Below are 17,694 nucleotides of genomic sequence, written 5' to 3' on the forward strand. Positions count from 1 at the left end.
CGATTTTGTCGGATTGGTCTGTGGGTTATTCGGTGCAATATACCAGTCGCCAAGGAAGTTGATCGCATCAACAAAGTTTTGCTTGGCGGCGCTTTCTATCGTCTCTAGCGCTTTCACAATGTCTTTCTCGACGCCACGGCCGTGGAATAGCGCTACCCCCATCTCAAAGCGATGAGGAAGACTCCCCTCATGGGCGGCAATGCACGTTTGCCAATACTTGGCTTGCTCCTTCAAGATCACATCTTGTTTCATGCGATTGCTGATACGCACCACGCCATACATCCCGGTCACATTGTCCTGTTTGGCCGCTTTGGTATACCAATACAAGGCTTCTTGAATGTTATGGCGCTCCGCTTCTTTCGCTAAATACAGAATCGTCGGGACATGGCCAGACTCTGCTTTATACAAGCGTTCCTCTTTTTCCTGCTTACGATTCTTCTCGATGGCTTTTCGTAGCGCCATATCGCGCGCTTTACGCTCATTCTCTAAACGCTTTTTACGCAGCGAGAGTGCCAGCATCCAAAGAAACAGGCACAGTAACAATAATCCGGTCGCGCCAATCGCGATACCCACTATATTCATGATGGTCTTAGTTTCAGTTCTGTTGCGGCTTATATCGGCGATAAGCCCACTTTCTTAAGGCTTCCATCATACCATTCATTCCTAACGCAGCGACGATTATTGGCGACGATAGCGAGACCCCTTGGGTAAAAACATAAAATTCTCTCACAATACACAGCAAATCTGGTATTGAAAAAGGTGGCGCTGAAGAATCTTCTGTGGGGGTAGGAGCATTAATCAACAGCGCCGAGTATCGAGGGCTCGAGTTAACCCTCTACGAGATAAGGAAGCGCCATAATCGCGGCGCGCTCGAGCGAAGAGCGAGTGATCATTAAACGCTGACAATAATATCTGGTGATGGGGTAAGTTGTTTTGTTCATTCATGCCTCCTTAGTACAGCGTCAGTGTGCGACTTAATAAGGAAAGAAAAAAGAGTCTAAATTTTTCTTGGTCTTTCCCATATAATCGACATATCGGCTTCATACCGGCCAAGAAGCGTGAATTTCGCCAAAACACGGAAATCACATTTACTTTCTGTTCTCATTATTGGAGGCCTAGTGTCTGACCTCAATTTACAGCGCTATTATTCTCGCCTTGCGCCGCTAGGAACAAGCACAACGATTAAGATTGCGCTACCAACGGTGGCAGAACATTTGTGTACGACACCCCGGCACGCTCGCAATTTGCTTGGTCAGATGCAAGCACTGAACTGGTTGAGTTGGGCACCAAAAGCGGGGCGTAATCAACGCTCCTCGTTGACACTTCACTACGCCTTATTTGATTTGAAATCGCAACTTGCCGCTGCCCGTATCAGTCAAGGCCAATACGAGAAAGCACTCCAGATCCTCGATGACGACCAAATAGAGTTTGGCCGCCTCCTACAACACACCTCCGGTGCGACGCTACGTGAAGGAAGGCTGCATATACAGTTAACTTACAAACGTGCATTTGAGCGGTTAGTACCCCATCAGCTGCAACGCTCAAGTGAGCGCTATCTAATTCGCCAGCTCTATTGTTGTCTGGTTGGCTGTACCAATGACGGAGTGCTTACTCCTCAACTGGCTCATCATTGGCACTATGATGAAGACGCACTAACATGGACGTTTTATTTGCGCCCTGGCCTAACGTTTCACAATGGTGCGCCAATCGACGCAAACAGTGTTGTGGCGCTGTTTGAGCAATTGCGTGAGCTTGGCCATTACCGCAGTGAATTATCCCATTTAACATCCGTGCACTCGCCCGGGCACAATAAAGTGATGTTCGAACTCTCCCTTCCCGACCAAGGATTTGGTGGCTTGCTCTCTGGCGTGAAGTATTCCATTCAACCGCCGAGCCAAGTCCACGACACCAAACAATCACAAGTTGTCGGGTCCGGCCCCTTTGAAGTAAGCGAACATTCCAGTGCCAAACTGAACCTGCAAGCGTTCGAGCGCTTCTATGCCTGCCGCGCGCTTACCGACCAAGTAACCATCTGGCAAATTGAAGAGCCCACTGCCCACAAAAAACAAATCGAGACAAACCAACCGGGTGCGCAAGATCCCTGTCACCACTATCTCTCACATGCGGTGAGCCATGAACCGCACACCGACATCAAGCGCTCTCGGGTTGAAGATGGCTGTATGTTTGTCCTATTTAATCAAACGGCGTGCAATACGCTCAACGATGCTCAACGCCGTTTTCTTTCAACCTTTATCACCCCTCTGCGAGTGCTCAAGCAGTTACAAGAGAGCGGACGTGCGTTCGGTTGTGAGGTCGCGCAAAACTTACTGCCGATGTGGCATAAAGTGATTCGACCCACGATGCCTCGTGTACCGCTGCCCAATCACATCAGCATTGCCGTTTACGACTATACCGCGCTGCAAAGCTGCGCACTCGCTATTCAGTCGTTACTCGAAACCCTTGGCGTTGAAGTCACTGTTCACTCCTATTCTTATCGTGAGCTGACTGCGCTCGCTGAAAGTGGTCAGTTACAAGCGTCTCTGATCGTCACCAATATCAACCTCGATGACAATCGCCACGCCTCAGCGTTCAACAGCCTCTACCACAACCCGATTGTCCAAGCTTGCATTGGCGAAGACTCCAAACGCTGGCTGCTGAGCACGCTAGATGATCTACGCAGCACGACACCACTGGCGAACTACTTAGAGGCGCTAGAGCCCATCGCCTCTGCTCTCATCAATCAGTTTTGGCTGTCGCCACTGTTCCATCATCGGCAAACACTCAGATTTGAGGGGGTGCTCAAAGACGTCGAGCTCACCAACTGGGGCTGGCCAGACATTAAAAATGTCTGGTCTATTGATTAACTCATTCGACCTCGAACGGGTATCATTCTGTAACTATGCATTGTGCGCAGATAATCGGTGCTAACTTCGTCATTAAATCCCTAAAAGGTCGCTTTTTATCTTGAAAATCGAGCTCTTCGTCCGTTTGTTAATTTGAACTCTAATGATTAATTCACTATTCTATTAACGGATTCATTTAAAAGGGAAATAATAATGAAACTCAAATCCGCCGCGCTAATTGCGCTCTCTTCTGTTGCCTTTCACTCACAGGCAAGTGAGTGTGGCTCTGTCACCATCGCTGATATGAACTGGAACTCCGCCAGTTTGATGGCCAACATTGATCGATTTATTCTCGAGCACGGCTATGGCTGTGATGCTGAACTGATCCCCGGCGACACTATGCCCACCGGTACATCAATGATTGAAAAAGGCCAACCTGATGTGGCCCCAGAATTATGGAGTAACGCGCTAAAGGATGCCCTAGACAAAGGGGTTGAGGAAAAGCGTCTGCGCTACGCGGGCAAATCCCTCGTTGATGGTGGTGAAGAAGGGTTTTGGGTACCTGCCTATTTAGTCGAACAATACCCTGAAATCGCCACCATTGAAGGGGTGAAAAAGCATGCCAAACTCTTTGAGCATCCTGAAGATGACGAGTTAGGCGGTTTTTACAGCTGTCCTGCGGGCTGGAACTGTCAAATCAGCGCTGGGAACCTATTCCGCGCACTGAAATTAGAAGAAGCGGGATTTGCCATCATTGATCCAGGCTCAAGTGCCGGTCTATCTGGCTCTATCGCCAAAGCCTATGAGCGTGAACAAGGTTGGTTCGGTTACTACTGGGCACCGACCGCCGTGTTAGGTAAATACAACATGGTCAAAGTCGATTTTGGTAGTGGTGTTGACTTAGATGAGTTCGTCAACTGTACTTCGCAACCGGACTGTGCGGAGCCTAAAGCGACGATGTACCCACCTTCCCCCGTCCACACCATCACGACAGAAGAGTTCGCTACTCGCTCACCAGAAGCGTATGACTACTTCACAAAGCGTGGCTTTACTAACGCTGACATGAACCAGTTGCTGGCTTGGATGGAAGACAACCAAGCAGACAGTGAGGAAGCCATGTTCCACTTCTTAGAGTCCTACCCACAGATCTGGCAAGCTTGGGTACCTGCAGACGTTGCGGACAAAGTGACCAAAGCGCTCTAACCCCCTCCTCCCTTAACTCTGTTATAAGTTGTACTCCTTCACGCGCGACGCGTGAAGGAGAATAAAAGGAATAAACACGATGTCTAGTGATAGTTGGTTTAGCAGCTTTCCAGAAATGGAACGCTCAGATTTGCGAGCGATTCGCAAAACACTCGATGGTGCCTACCGCGAGTTTTCTCGCGAATACGGTGAAATGATCGAGTCTTTCTTTGACCCACTGCTCTCATTTTTAATTTGGTTTGAAAAACTGCTCCTCTCCACGCCTTGGGTTATTGTTCTTGCGGTCTGTACCGCGCTTGTTTATTTGGCCAGCCGCTCTTGGAAATTGGGTGTCGGGTGTTTTATCTCACTAATTTTCATTGGCTATTTTGGTATGTGGGAAGATACTATGCGAACGCTGAGTATCATCACTGTCTGCACCATGCTATCTATTATGCTTGGTATCCCTATTGGTATTGCGATGGCGCGTTCAAATCGAGTGCAATCTGTCGTCACGCCGATGTTGGACATCATGCAAACCATGCCCGCGTTTGTGTATCTCATTCCGGTCGTGATGCTACTCGGCATCGGTAAAATTCCGGGGCTCATTGCCGTGGTGATTTATGCGATCCCTCCGGTTATCCGCCTAACCAACCTCGGTATCCGCTTGGTCGACAAAGAGGTGCTCGAAGCCGCCACGGCCTTTGGCGCTAGCGCCAAACAACGGCTGTTTGGCGTACAGCTACCACTGGCGATGCCCACCATCATGGCTGGCATCAACCAAACCATCATGATGGCGCTATCGATGGTGGTGATTGCCTCTATGATCGGCGTAAAAGGCCTTGGGCAACCCGTGCTTAAATCCATCACCAACCAATACTTTACCTTAGGCCTACTCAATGGTTTTGCCATCGTCGTACTGGCTATTTTGTTTGACCGAGCCTCGCAAGCGTACGCTAAGCGCACCCAAGCTCATCTAGGAGATCTGAAACATGACTAAACCACTTATTGAAATCAGTGGCTTGTACAAGGTCTTCGGCGCCAAGCCACACTCTGTCATGGAGCAAGTCAAGCAGGGTCAAAGCAAAGACGATGTACTCGCTGAAACCGGCCACACTGTCGGACTTAAAGAGATCAATCTCCAAATCAATAGAGGGGAGATTTTTGTCATCATGGGCCTGTCAGGCTCTGGAAAATCCACCTTGATTCGACACTTTAATCGACTCATCGACCCCACCGAAGGCCAGATTTTGGTCGAAGGGACCGATGTGATGAAGCTCAGTCAAAGTGAGCTTGAAGAGTTCCGCCGTCACAAAATGTCGATGGTATTTCAGCGCTTTGGCCTGCTCCCTCACCGTACGGTTGTCGACAATGTCGCGTACGGGTTAGAAATTCAGGGCATCGCAAAACCAGAGCGCTTAAAAAAAGCCAATGAGTGGCTCGATACCGTTGGGCTGTCAGGCTATCAAAACCAGTACCCTTCTCAGCTCTCAGGGGGACAGCAGCAACGTGTCGGTTTAGCACGTGCCCTATGTACCGATGCCGAAATCCTGCTTATGGATGAAGCGTTCTCGGCGCTCGACCCACTGATCCGCAGTGAAATGCAAGATCAGCTTATCGAGCTGCAAGAAAAGCTGCACAAAACCATCGTGTTTATTACTCACGATCTGGATGAAGCTCTGAGATTGGGCGACAGAATTGCCATCCTCAAAGATGGTGAGTTGGTTCAGCAAGGCACACCGGACGATATCCTCTTGAACCCTGCTGATGATTACGTTGAGGCGTTTGTCAAAGACGTCAATCGTGCTCGCGCGCTCACGGTGGAAACCGTGATGAACCCACCCGCGTATCGCATTACCGCCACCACAATTCAAGACGCCATCAAACAGATGAAAGGCTTCAAACAAGATTACGCCTATCATGTCACTGAAGAGGGGTATCAGGGCGTGTTGACAAAAGAGGGTCTGATGGATGCCGCCAAAGAACATGGCGAAGACGCAATCAATCAGGAAATCTATGAGGAAGTGCCGACGGTCTCTGCCGACTCTGCCATCGAAGAGGTGCTGGTCGATACCATGTCGTACGACTACTCTCTACCCGTCGTTGATGACGAAGGGAATCTGCAAGGCGAGTTAGAGCGCAGCGCAGTAGCGGAGATATTTGCCGACACGGGCGAGGACGCGGCACAGGATGACAAGGATAAACCCGCCAATACTCCCTCCTAGGTGATAGTAAACACCACTCTCCCTCAATCACGATTCAGCACTTAAGTGATACGAGCAGACAGAAAAACGCCTATACGATCTGTATAGGCGTGACTTTTCTGAATAGACAGGCTTTTGGCCTTAGGTTTGCTTTTATAAAATCTGATGTGTCTGTTTGGCGTATTTTTTTAGCAACGCGTTGTTTCTGTCTTCTGGGTTAGCCGGTTGCCAAAGTCCTTGACTGATACCTCGAACAATGACGTGAATGACCGCCGCATCTATCGCAGACATCACAGCGACGTTCACTGGCTCGTTGTTCGTGTACCCCGCTTCGACTTCAAGTAAATCTTGGTAGTCAATAAAGCGAAACGCTCCTGCCGTCAGTTCATGGGAAAATATCGTCTTGCTCGTGGTGACACTAAGCAGAATCTGCCCCGTACGAACATTCACCGCACGCAAGTTCACTGTGACTTGGTCTGTTCGGTATGTCCCCGATGAGCCGATGCCAAGATAACGCGCCCCGGCACCGCCGGTTTTAATGTTTGAGTCATAGGCGACAATACCGCCCTCAATCACGACATTAGCAGAGCTCAGTGCACTCAAATCATCACCGTGGTTTTCTGCACCTGAGCCCTTATTTTGTGCTGCTCGAATGATCTTTCTCTCGGTCAACAAGTTTTGTAGGCCTTCACGCTCAAGCGGCACAAACCATTTGGAGTCAAGCAAAGACGCAGTCAACAGCGCCGTACCACCTTGGGGGACCGCGGTCGAGAAGTTACTGTTAGGTTGAGGTTTATATTGACCGGTTTGATCGCGGAAGTCGTAGACAGAAACCAAAATCTTACCTCGAGGTTCAGGTAGGTTGACCAAGTCTTGGTAAGTTGCCCCGCGTGGCATCAAAGTCGGTGCTTCGTCGGTATCAGGCATATCCATAGAAATGGCACAACCGGATAATAAGCCACAGAGTAAAGTGAGAGTAATCAGGCGCATGGGTAGTCTCCGTTCTAATTATTATCCGGGTTTAAGCCCGCAACTTTTATCTCGGTTGATTCACCGGAGATTTTATCCACAATTTGCACCGTCAATGTGCCACCGTTGTCGACAATATTGAGATAAAAGTCGTCTGTCTCTAACTGACCCGTATTCCCATTCCCTACGTCTGATAACAGTTGGCTAATCAAGCGTGATTCTAAGCTATTCGCTAGTCGATCGAGCGCCGATTCCTCTTCAAAATCTAGCCCGTTGTCTGGACCTTCATAACCATTGATTGCATTCGCCACACCAAACAAATGTGAACTGTTGAGCGGGTTACCACCAAAGCTAGGATTCACTGGCGTATACACCAGCTCCGTTGCGTAAAGACTGCCAGTAAAGAGGCAGACTAACGTTACACACTGCCGAAACATCATCTTTATTTTCATCATTATTCCCTTCAGAACTCATCACGTTCGAGATCAAAAGTATCTTGATACTCACGCTGAGCTTTCCATCTCAATAAATAGTTAGTGACTGCACTAAGTGCATCTTTGGCTTTGTCCTGCGCTGTTTTTCTTCCTGGGGACAACGCCGTACGATAAATAACTTTGTCGCGATGAAGAACGCTGATAATACTGCCAGACAACGCAGTAGGGCGCTCCTTGACTACTAAGTTTTCTTGTAATGAACCATGGCGATCATTCATGTACTGAGTGAAGAAAAAATAAAAATCATCACCTAGCCGCGTCATTGTTCTATCCACGATCAGCCCTTCAACCTCAGCATAAAATTCGTTGCTTTCTATATGTTGACTGCCACTCGAATTCTTCACACCTTCTATCTCTTCTGCAAAGCCCAAGTGGTTAACTAAGCAAAGAAAAAAACCAATACACATAGACGTAAAGGTGTTTATTCGATTCATTCTAATTGTCCACTTTTGCATGAGAAGTATGATCATGGTTAAAACTTATATGATCTTTAAAAAAGATAAAAGGATACTATTCAAACAATCTTGCCCATCTCAATATTGAGACTAAACCAGCCATCTATGTAGAAGACAATCGCTAGCCCTCTAACTCATAGCCCATTGGACATCAATTAAATTTATTAAATATCAATAATTTAAATAGAAAGTAAACGAAATAACTAGTTATGAAACAAGTTTAATTAAACTTTAGATTGCCCATTACAAGAAACCGTCTCATTAAAAAGAAAATTGATCTGATTAATTTTCAATTTTAAGTTCATTGTATTTAGTGGTAGTGCGAGCATAATTAATCGTGAGTTATGGAGACAGCAACTCGCTGAACACCTAAATAACGGAGGTTAAGGTGCAAAATCTCAACTATATCAAGAAAGGTTTTGTCGTCTTATCTTTATTATCCATGGCTCATGCATATGGCGGTACACGACATGATTTCGACGAAATGTCGAAGGTCTTTGGAGAGTTTAATAATTCAGATAGCTTTATTGAATTTGATGAATTAAACACCTCTCCAGGTAATTATGCAGAGGTCATTCTGAATAACAGTGTTGATTCAAATGTTTTTATTAACCAACATCACATTGGGAACGGAAAAAATAAGGCCAAGGTAATACAAGATAAAACTGATTCGAGTACAGCAATTGTATCTCAGACAGGCTCAGATAACACCGGGATGGTGGAGCAATCTGGACGACATAATGTGGCCGTACTAGTACAAAATGGTCAAGACCACACTGGCTATATCAAACAAGATGGGGATTTCAACCTGGCTTATCTAGAACAATGCAGCGGTCGCAGGTGTTTGTCTAGTTATGGCAGTGATATCAGCATTTCACAAGTCAATGATAATAACATTGCCGTTGTGATTGATAAAAGTAATGCCAGTTATGGAATTAATCAGGATGGAGATGACTTTATCTTCATAAAGAACTCAATGCATCGCAGTATTTACGTTGAGCAATGACGCACAACGTAAAGGATAACATCACTATAAATGGACAAAAGTAAGGATCTATTCATGAAAAAGTTAGCAATCACAATCACAGCTATTTTGGCATCATCGGCTGTTTATGCAGGTAACGATGCTGTTGTTAACATGCAAACCAGTTATGTAGAAAACGTGAACATTACTCAAAACACCGCCCATGCGAGTACCTACCTCGGAAATGGTGCGGAAGTCGATCTTCAAAACACCATGTACACAACTGTCGATATTACACAAACTGGAAATAGCAATGCCGCCGACGTTGATGTAACGGGCGTATACTGGGGTGGTCGAGCCTACGAGAATGATATTGATATTCAACAAACTGGCGATGATAACAGTTCAACCGTAAATATCACGGGCGTAGCAGGAAACAATACTGTTGATGTAGAGATCAATGGTGACGGAAATACAACCGTAGCTCAGGTGTTACGCGGTGCTGATCGAAATACTATCGAAAATTACATTTCAGACAGCGATGGCAATACCGTCAAAAATTTAGTTCGTCGCGGCGACGACAACGATGTTTTGGTTGAGATAACGAATGCAAGCCATGATAACGATGTGTTCACAGAGCAACGCGGTGATGACAACGAAGCTTATGTTTACCTAGATACAAGTAGTGAACACAACTTGGTTGACATCGACCAAATGGGTAGTGAATCTACTGCCACTGTAGACATGTTCCATGCTTCGTGGAACGATGTAATCATTGATCAAACTAGTAACGATATGGCAACGGTTACTGCTGGCTTTACGTACGCATCAAACGTTACTATCATTCAAAACTAATGTTTCGAATGAATATATATAGCAACAAAGCGATACCTCCGGGTATCGCTTTCCTATTCTCCTTCCAAACACTGGCCTTTCCCACCCTTCAGACGCTCCCTCCATATGTGACACTCCACTGTGAGCACAATAGTCCTACCTCTATCCATCTCACTATCACTGCGCTGCCCACAACCCCCTCTGGCAGCAAGATTAAACTGCAAGGTACAAACACGATTCAAAGCTCGTTGAGCCCAGGTTCGCGCGTCACGGTTTCCCTCGATACGCTTCCCGTCACACTGTTACTGAGCGCCCCTCAAGTGGCACCGCTTCATTTGTCCTTACATCAAGACTGCACATTGTCAGAAAACCAATCACGTTAGTTTAAAAATCTCAATCTTCACTAATGCCATGAGCAAAAGACTGTCATGAGTAAAAGACGGGCACAAAAAAGCCCCTCTAAAAGAGGGGCAAAGTACCATCGCATATTATTATAGTGATATTGCCAGTAAATTCTGTTAGTTAGCCGCTAAGAATTAACCAAAGTCGCCGTTCACGTAACCTTTGGTGCGATCGTCTTTAGGGTCGCTGAAGATAACTTGTGTATCGTCATGCTCAACTAACTCACCCATTAAGAAAAACGCCGTGCGATCCGAGATGCGACGTGCTTGTTGCATGGAGTGCGTCACAATCACGATCGTGTAGTTCTTTTTCAGCTCTTCCATCAGTTCTTCGATTTTGTGAGTCGCGATTGGGTCAAGCGCGGACGTCGGTTCATCCATCAAAATCACATCCGGTTCCATCGCAATCGTACGCGCGATACATAGACGCTGCTGCTGACCACCCGACAAACCAAAGGCATGGGATTTCAGGCGATCTTTGACTTCATCCCACAGAGCTGCGCCACGCAGTGAGCGCTCTACCACTTCATCGATGTGCTTTTTATCTTTGATACCCTGAGCGCGCAAACCGTAAGCCACGTTTTCATAAATGCTCATAGGGAAAGGGTTAGGTTTTTGGAATACCATCCCAACACGAATGCGCAAATCCGCCACGTCAATGTTGCCGTAGATGTCGGTGCCGTCCATCTCAAGCGAGCCTTTGATAGTCACACCTTCAATCAAGTCATTCATGCGGTTTAAGCAGCGCAACAGCGTCGATTTACCACAGCCTGAAGGCCCAATCAACGCCGTCACCTGACGGGTTGGGATCGGAAGGTTGATCGATTTAAGGGCTTGGTTCTCACCGTAAAACAGGTCTAGATTTTCAATATTGAATTTGTTCATGGTCTTAATCTCTTAAATTTGGTCAGTCAGCGATCAGTAAGTCGCGGTATTGAAGCGGCGAGCAATCAGTTTAGTGATCATGTTGATCAATAGAACAACCACAATCAGCACTGTCGCAGTTCCATAGGCCTGATTCCACTCATCTATCGTGAAGAGCTCGGTAGTGAGCTTGTACAGGTGTACCGTCAGCGTTCTGCCTGAATCGAATAACGAATCAGGAATACGCGCGACCATACCTGCGGTGAGAAATACAGGGGCAGACTCACCAATCACACGACCAATACTTAGAATGACCGAGGTTAAGATACCTGGCATTGCGCTTGGCAAAATTAGGCGCCAGATAGTGTAAATTTTCGATGCGCCAAGGCCATATGAGCCTTCACGGTATGTTTGTGGTACGGACATCAACGCCTCTTCCGTAGTTCGGATGATCACGGGAAGAATTAAGATACTCAGCGTCAATGCACCCGACAGGATAGAGAAGCCCAGTCCCAAAATCGCCACAAAGAATGTCATACCAAACAGACCAAAGATGATCGATGGAATACCCGCCAGTGACTCAGTACAGAAACGGATAACTTTGACCAGTTTACTGCCCACTTTGGCGTATTCTGTTAGGTAGATGGCGGTCATGATGCCCATCGGGGCCGCAACCGCAATTGATGCGATAACCATGTAAATGGTCGATACAATCATCGGAAAGATACCTTGCTCATCACCGGTTCGAGTGTAATCGCCAGAGATAAATTTCCAATCAACATGCTGTAGGCCATTCGAAAGAATGTACCAGATAATCCAAAATAGGAAGCCAACTGTCAGCGCAGCGGACAACCAAACAAACGCATTGAGGATCTGATCCTTACGCTCTCGAGACTGTTTTAATTTCACGCGGTCCATAATCTTCACCTATCGCTTATTTCGCTTTTTCGCGGTTTAAGTACAACAATGCACCGTTTAACATCATGATAAAGGCCAACAGTACCACGCCCGTTGCGTAGAGAGCGTTCGCATGTACACCGCTTGCGTAGGACATTTCAATGGCAATGTTAGCGGTCAACGTACGCGCGGAATCTAAAATGCCTTGTGGCATCGCTGGTGCGTTACCCATGACCATAATGATCGCCATCGTTTCGCCCAATGCGCGACCAATACCTAAGATAACCCCAGTCATGATGCCGCTTCGCGCCGCTGGAACGAGAAGCTTAAATATGGTGTAGATTTTTGACGCCCCCAGCGCTAACGACCCTTCTTTGTAGGAACGAGGCACAGCGCGAATCGAGGTTTCAGACACAGTAATGACCGTAGGAAGAATCATCACCCCGAGTACAATGATACCGGCCAAAATGGTGTTACCCGCAGGCACATTGAAAATGTTTTGAATCAGCGGAACGATGATGACTAGGCCAAAGAAGCCGTAGACGACCGAAGGGATACCCGCTAACAGCTCAACCGCTGGGCGAATCACATCCGCTAAACGTTTAGGCGCGATTTCCGCAATAAAGATGGCAGTCAATACACCAATCGGCACACCCACAATCACTGCGCCAAAGGTGGACACAATCGAAGCGACAATCATGGTCGCCACACCATACAGTGCCGGTGGCAACCAGTCTTGGCCTAAAACAATGCCGGTAATCCCCGCTTCTTGAAAGGCAGGAATGGATTCTCTAAAAATGAAGTAAGCAATGATGGCGAGAGAAACAATGCCGATAATAGCACTGGTTAAGAATAAGCCATGGAAGATGCGCTCTTTCCAATCAACGCGCTTTTTGGCACGAAGACTTGGCTTAGATACTTGAGTCGCTTGAGTATTCATAAGCTTTTCACTACTTGTTGCGATGGTCATAAAATCTTACCGAGATAACGAGTGAAACACTCGTTTCAGAGTGAGAAAAGGCTCAGCCCAAAGGGGGCTGAGCAATTAATATCTTACTGGCGTTACTTAACTGAGATGTAACCTTTTTGGTCAACAAGCGCTTGTGCGTCGTCAGACACCATCCAGTCTAGGAACTTCTGTGTTGCCGCAGTAGGTTGACCTTCACGGTAAAGAACTAGGAAAGGACGCGCCACTTTGTAAGAACCGCCTTTCACGTTGTCAACCGTTGCATCGACACCGTCAATCGCTAGTGCGTGAACCGACTCGTCAACGGTACCTAGAGAGATGTAACCAATCGCGTATGGGTTAGAGGCAACCATGGTTTTAAGAGCACCGTTACCGTTGGCCACTTGAGCACGCTGAGAAATCGCTGACACAGTTTTGCCCGAGATCTTCTTCTTAAGGCTCATGATGTCTTCGAACGCGCCACGTGTACCTGATGCAGTATCGCGCGTGATCGCTACGATAGGCTTGTCTGCGCCGCCCACGTCTTTCCAGTTCGTCACTTCGCCTGTGTAGATAGCCGTTACTTGCTCAGCAGTTAGACCTTTAAGATCGTTCTTAGGGTTCACCACAACAGCGATACCGTCGAGTGCAACTGTTAGCTCTTTCAATGTTGGCTCTTTCTCAGACTCTTTCAGGTTACGAGAAGACATGCCAAGGTCAGCACTGCCGTTCTTCGCCGCTTTCACGCCCGCAGAAGAACCTGGTCCTTGAACTTCGATAAACACATCAGAGTTTGACTTCATGTATGTTTCAGAGAAAACTTCCATCAGTGGAGTTACGCTGCTAGAACCTACAGCAGAGATTGTTTCTTTAGCAGAAACAGGAGTCACTGCCATGGCGCCTAGAAGTGCGATTGCACCGATTACTGTCTTTTTCATCACAATTTCCTTAAGTTGGCTTTATTGCCGTTGTGTTTCACTTGAACGCTGCTCACTTTAGGACTCAAATGTGACAGTTGTGTTTCACTTCGTTGAAGCCTATATGACACATCAGTCTTATTTCTCGACATCAGCGCATCACTGACGCCTACACCACCTCGACCACTCTTGGTGTGCCCTTCTCTTTCTCATCAATCTAGTGGGTAAGAATCAACCATCTGATATTAATGCAAATATAAGTTGCATAACGTGGGGTCAAACTTATCTATGTAAGATAAATTTGATCATTGAAATAAATCAGAGACAAATTAGAATCATTCTCCTTAACTATAAAAACAACATATCTTATTCAGTTTCGTATGTAGAGGACCACTAATGCGCCAGTTACTCAGTAACCTTTCTATCAAGGTACAAGTTGTTGTACCTGTGATATTCACTCTGATCTTGCTCATCGCAGGCATCACTTATAGCTCAAATAGCCTGACTCACGCGTTTGGCACCGTCAAAAGCTCCACTGAACATCTCGTCAATCACAAAGAAGAACTCACTGACATTATCGACAACACCTACGGTATGCGTATCAAAGCTATCTACAGCTTGTTTCGAGCAGAAGATGTTGATGGACTCGCCAGCACCTTGTTAGAAAAACAGAGCGAAAATCAACGTCTGCTGGACTCACTCAATACTGTAGAGGGCTTGCAAAAAGAAGTCTCGGCTATGAAAGAGGCCATCGAGCACTACGTTCGCTACTCCATCAATACTATGGTGCCGCTCCTCAATCAGAAACATCAACAGACCCAATCCAGTGCGGCGTTTGACCAACGTTTTGAGCAAGCTTCGGCAGTCTACCGCCAGGCCGGGCAAGAGATGGTATCAGCCATTGACCACCTCTCCACTAAGCTCAATGAACTGGCATTGGATGACCTGCATCGCAGTGAGGCAACCCACTCTTCGGTGATGAACAGCAGTATCATCGGTCTTGTCGCTGTGCTCGCCATCGCGTTGATATTAAGTTGGTTGCTGGCCGGAATCATCGTCACGCCGATTCAGCGCCTACAACAAGCCATGACACAATTGGCGCACGGCAATCTACTCGTTAGCGTGCAAGAAGAAGGCAACAACGAGATCACTGCACTCTCTAAAGACTTCAACAGTACCGTGAGCAAACTCCAGCAAACCGTCGACTCATTGGTTCGAATCAGTGTGGATGTCGCGTCCGCCTCTACGGAGTTAGCGGCAGTGATGACACAATCGAGCGTCAACTCCGACCAAGAGAAGAACGAAGTGGAGCAAGTGGCGTCGGCGATCAACCAGATGGAGGGCACGGCAACCGAAGTGACGCAAAACGCCAATCTGGCCGACTCTGCAGCGCTTAAAGCAGATAAACTGGCAAAAGAGAGTTTGGCAGTCTTTGATGAGAATACTCGTGAGAGCGAGAAAATGGCGCGTCAATTATCGGATGCTGCGCAAGTGGTTCACTCACTCAAAGATCAATCTGAGCAAATCGGCAAAGTGATTGAAGTGATTGAGAGCATTTCTGAGCAAACCAACTTGCTTGCCCTAAACGCAGCGATTGAAGCGGCGCGTGCAGGTGAAAGTGGTCGTGGTTTTGCTGTAGTCGCCGATGAAGTTCGCATGCTTGCTGCACGCACACAGGAGTCGACAAAAGAGATCCAGACTATTATCGAAGAGTTGCAAAAACAGTCGGGCAGTGCCAATGACAGCGTGAATTCAAGCCTTGAGATGATCACTCGCAGTCAAGAGCAAGCAAAGTTAGTCAGTGTCTCGCTGCGTGATATTTCCACGTCGATTTCCGACCTGTCGAGCATTAACGCTCAAGTCGCTATCGCGTCCGAAGAACAAGGGCAAGTTACCTCCGACGTCAACAACAACCTCAGCAACATATATGAGTTAGTGAGCCAAAACGTCACTGGTATCACTCAAGCCGCCGCCGCCAGCCAAGAGCTCTCGGCACTGGCTGAAAATCAAAAGCAGCAGCTTGGATTCTTTAAAGTCTAAAGCGTGAGATAGACAAAGGGACTGCCTCGGCAGTCCCTTATTATGTTGTGCGTTGATGCTGAGATTATTCGTCGTCGCTACTCGGCGCGACTTTCTTCTTCGGAATAAACACCGAATCGCCCACCGCCACGTTTTGGTAGAATCCTTTATCACGCTTAACAGGCTTAGTTGACGCCTTTTTCTTAGTCGTGGTGGCTTTCTTGTTCGGTTTGGCTTTGTTACGAAAATCGGGCTTACGCGGCTTCAAACCTTTGAACTTGCCTTTCAAACCTTCCAGCTCAGAAAAGGCAATGTCTTGCTGCAGATAAGCTTCCACACGCTTAAAGCTGTCCCAATCTTTTGGTCCTACTAGCGAAATGGCATCACCCTTGTTACCCGCTCGACCCGTGCGGCCCACACGGTGCACATACTCTTCAGTATGCTTAGGCATATCAAAGTTGACCACGTGGGTCACGTTGGCAATATCAAGACCACGTGAAGCCACATCGGTGGTCACTAGAATCTTAAACACGGCACGTTCAAACTGACTCATGATGGTGTTGCGTTGAGTTTGATTCAGATTCCCGCTCAGCGCTACCGCTTTGAGCTTGCGCTCGTTCAACTTATCAGTCAGACGCTCAGTGTCGACACGTGTTGCAGTGAAAATGATCAGCTGCTTGTACTGCGCCTCTTCAAGAATGCGATCTAAAATCGCTTCTTTATGATCAAGATGATCACACAGGTAGAACTTCTGCGTGATGTCCTTGTGCTCTTCATTGGCCACGCCTACAGCGATACGCTTAGGCGCATTGAGCATTTCAAAAGCGATGTTGTTGACCTCTGCGTGGTCTAACGTGGCCGAGAACATCAAGGTTTGACGACGACGATGCTTGGCTGCATTGTGGATACGACGTAGCTCAGGCGCGAAACCCAAGTCCAACATACGATCCGCTTCATCCAGAACCAACGTTTCCAAGCCATCAAGGAACAAGGATTTGTGTTGCAAGTGGTCGGCTAAACGCCCTGGTGTCGCCACAATGAATTTAGGGTAGCGCTTAAGCGCTTTGACTTGGTCGTTAAAGTTTTCACCGCCTAAAATCAGGGTGGCGTCGTACGTTAAACCTCCCAACATAGAACGCAATTCACCGTAAACCTGCTTCGCCAATTCACGGGTTGGCGCTAGAATCAATGCGCGTGGGTCTTTGGCGGAAAACGATTTATTTTTTAGAGACTTGTGCAAAATCGGCAGAACAAACGCCAGTGTCTTTCCTGAACCAGTCTTCGAGGAGGCGAGTAAATCCTTACCAGCAATCGCCACGGGGATCGCTTGCTTTTGAATGTCAGTCGCCTTGGTAAAATTAAAATGGTTCAAGTTTTTTAATAAGCGATTATCTAAACCTAAATCTTTGAACTGCAATGTTGTCTCCAATAAATCCACATTGAACGGTAAACTGTGACGCCCGCTACATCGAGCGACGAAATCAAAACGGTACATGATACCTAGAATAGACGGTGATGGGTAGAGTATGGTCAAAATATCGATCAAAGCCTCTTGACTCTCAATCGCAAGCGTACTTTCTCACTGGATGAGTTTCAGCAGCCCTACTATTGATAGATGCTCATTATTGACTTCACTTGCATTATTTACTCTCACGAATGAGACATTCGTCAACAAATTCGATAATTACCTAAATTCTTGGGTTTT

16 protein-coding genes are annotated in these 17,694 nt (G+C 47.1%); 7 read left to right on the forward strand and 9 right to left on the reverse strand.

Annotation, left to right across the window (positions count from 1 at the left end; translation table 11 throughout):
• A partial coding sequence (locus AC6R0L_RS08685) for a tetratricopeptide repeat protein (RefSeq protein ID WP_500628876.1) occupies positions 1-582 on the reverse strand: 582 nt, incomplete at its 3' end.
• A 536-nt stretch (positions 583-1,118) separates the two neighbouring features.
• Between AC6R0L_RS08685 and AC6R0L_RS08690 the strand changes: the two genes are divergently transcribed.
• The 4 genes from AC6R0L_RS08690 to AC6R0L_RS08705 all read left to right on the forward strand — a co-directional run bounded on the left by AC6R0L_RS08690 (position 1,119) and on the right by AC6R0L_RS08705 (position 6,250).
• Positions 1,119-2,864 (forward strand): SgrR family transcriptional regulator, encoded by a 1,746-nt coding sequence (locus AC6R0L_RS08690; RefSeq protein WP_500628877.1) that lies wholly within the window; start codon positions 1,119-1,121, stop codon positions 2,862-2,864.
• 192 nt (positions 2,865-3,056) lie between these two features.
• Positions 3,057-4,046, forward strand: a complete 990-nt coding sequence (locus tag AC6R0L_RS08695; protein ID WP_500628878.1) for an ABC transporter substrate-binding protein — start codon at positions 3,057-3,059, stop codon at positions 4,044-4,046.
• A 79-nt stretch (positions 4,047-4,125) separates the two neighbouring features.
• Positions 4,126-5,025, forward strand: coding sequence for an ABC transporter permease (locus AC6R0L_RS08700; RefSeq protein ID WP_500628879.1), 900 nt, complete (start codon positions 4,126-4,128; stop codon positions 5,023-5,025).
• Entirely contained in the window at positions 5,018-6,250 is a 1,233-nt protein-coding gene (locus tag AC6R0L_RS08705; protein WP_500628880.1) for a quaternary amine ABC transporter ATP-binding protein, read from the forward strand. The genes AC6R0L_RS08700 and AC6R0L_RS08705 overlap by 8 nt, the downstream gene beginning before the upstream one ends.
• Before the next feature lie 132 nt (positions 6,251-6,382).
• Here AC6R0L_RS08705 and AC6R0L_RS08710 read toward each other — a convergent pair whose 3' ends face one another.
• From AC6R0L_RS08710 to AC6R0L_RS08720, 3 genes are read right to left on the reverse strand one after another with little or no spacing between them, the layout of a single operon-like run.
• Positions 6,383-7,219 carry a CsgG/HfaB family protein gene (locus tag AC6R0L_RS08710; RefSeq protein ID WP_500628881.1) on the reverse strand — a complete coding sequence of 279 codons (837 nt, stop codon included), beginning with the start codon at positions 7,217-7,219 and terminating at the stop codon, positions 6,383-6,385.
• A gap of 14 nt (positions 7,220-7,233) precedes the next feature.
• Positions 7,234-7,638 carry a curli assembly protein CsgF gene (locus AC6R0L_RS08715; protein WP_500628932.1) on the reverse strand — a complete coding sequence of 135 codons (405 nt, stop codon included), beginning with the start codon at positions 7,636-7,638 and terminating at the stop codon, positions 7,234-7,236.
• 23 nt (positions 7,639-7,661) lie between these two features.
• Positions 7,662-8,126 carry a curli production assembly/transport protein CsgE gene (locus tag AC6R0L_RS08720; protein ID WP_500626205.1) on the reverse strand — a complete coding sequence of 155 codons (465 nt, stop codon included), beginning with the start codon at positions 8,124-8,126 and terminating at the stop codon, positions 7,662-7,664.
• 409 nt (positions 8,127-8,535) lie between these two features.
• On the opposite strand from AC6R0L_RS08720, the gene AC6R0L_RS08725 reads away from it, so the two are divergent.
• Positions 8,536-9,153 (forward strand): curlin subunit CsgB, encoded by a 618-nt coding sequence (locus AC6R0L_RS08725; RefSeq protein WP_500628882.1) that lies wholly within the window; start codon positions 8,536-8,538, stop codon positions 9,151-9,153.
• A 54-nt stretch (positions 9,154-9,207) separates the two neighbouring features.
• Positions 9,208-9,966 (forward strand): hypothetical protein, encoded by a 759-nt coding sequence (locus AC6R0L_RS08730; RefSeq protein ID WP_500628883.1) that lies wholly within the window; start codon positions 9,208-9,210, stop codon positions 9,964-9,966.
• Positions 9,967-10,481: 515 nt separating this feature from the next.
• Here the strand turns inward: AC6R0L_RS08730 and pstB are convergent.
• From pstB to AC6R0L_RS08750, 4 genes are all read right to left on the reverse strand, one after another.
• Complete coding sequence (gene pstB / locus AC6R0L_RS08735; RefSeq protein ID WP_334552864.1) at positions 10,482-11,231, reverse strand: phosphate ABC transporter ATP-binding protein PstB; 750 nt, start codon at positions 11,229-11,231, stop codon at positions 10,482-10,484.
• A 33-nt stretch (positions 11,232-11,264) separates the two neighbouring features.
• Positions 11,265-12,128 (reverse strand): phosphate ABC transporter permease PstA, encoded by an 864-nt coding sequence (gene pstA, locus AC6R0L_RS08740; protein ID WP_487902911.1) that lies wholly within the window; start codon positions 12,126-12,128, stop codon positions 11,265-11,267.
• A 16-nt stretch (positions 12,129-12,144) separates the two neighbouring features.
• On the reverse strand, positions 12,145-13,077 hold the full coding sequence (pstC, locus tag AC6R0L_RS08745; protein ID WP_487902910.1) for a phosphate ABC transporter permease subunit PstC: 933 nt from the start codon (positions 13,075-13,077) through the stop codon (positions 12,145-12,147).
• 92 nt (positions 13,078-13,169) lie between these two features.
• Positions 13,170-13,991: a phosphate ABC transporter substrate-binding protein gene (locus AC6R0L_RS08750; protein WP_487902909.1), complete on the reverse strand. Its 822-nt coding sequence runs from the start codon at positions 13,989-13,991 to the stop codon at positions 13,170-13,172.
• 375 nt (positions 13,992-14,366) lie between these two features.
• On the opposite strand from AC6R0L_RS08750, the gene AC6R0L_RS08755 reads away from it, so the two are divergent.
• Complete coding sequence (locus AC6R0L_RS08755) at positions 14,367-16,010, forward strand: methyl-accepting chemotaxis protein (protein ID WP_500628884.1); 1,644 nt, start codon at positions 14,367-14,369, stop codon at positions 16,008-16,010.
• 64 nt (positions 16,011-16,074) lie between these two features.
• Here the strand turns inward: AC6R0L_RS08755 and AC6R0L_RS08760 are convergent, their stop codons facing one another.
• Positions 16,075-17,418, reverse strand: coding sequence for a DEAD/DEAH box helicase (locus tag AC6R0L_RS08760; RefSeq protein WP_487903023.1), 1,344 nt, complete (start codon positions 17,416-17,418; stop codon positions 16,075-16,077).
• Positions 17,419-17,694: the final 276 nt, after the last annotated feature.

It is taken from the genome of Vibrio sp. R15-SG3-ISO1A, from assembly GCF_059833955.1.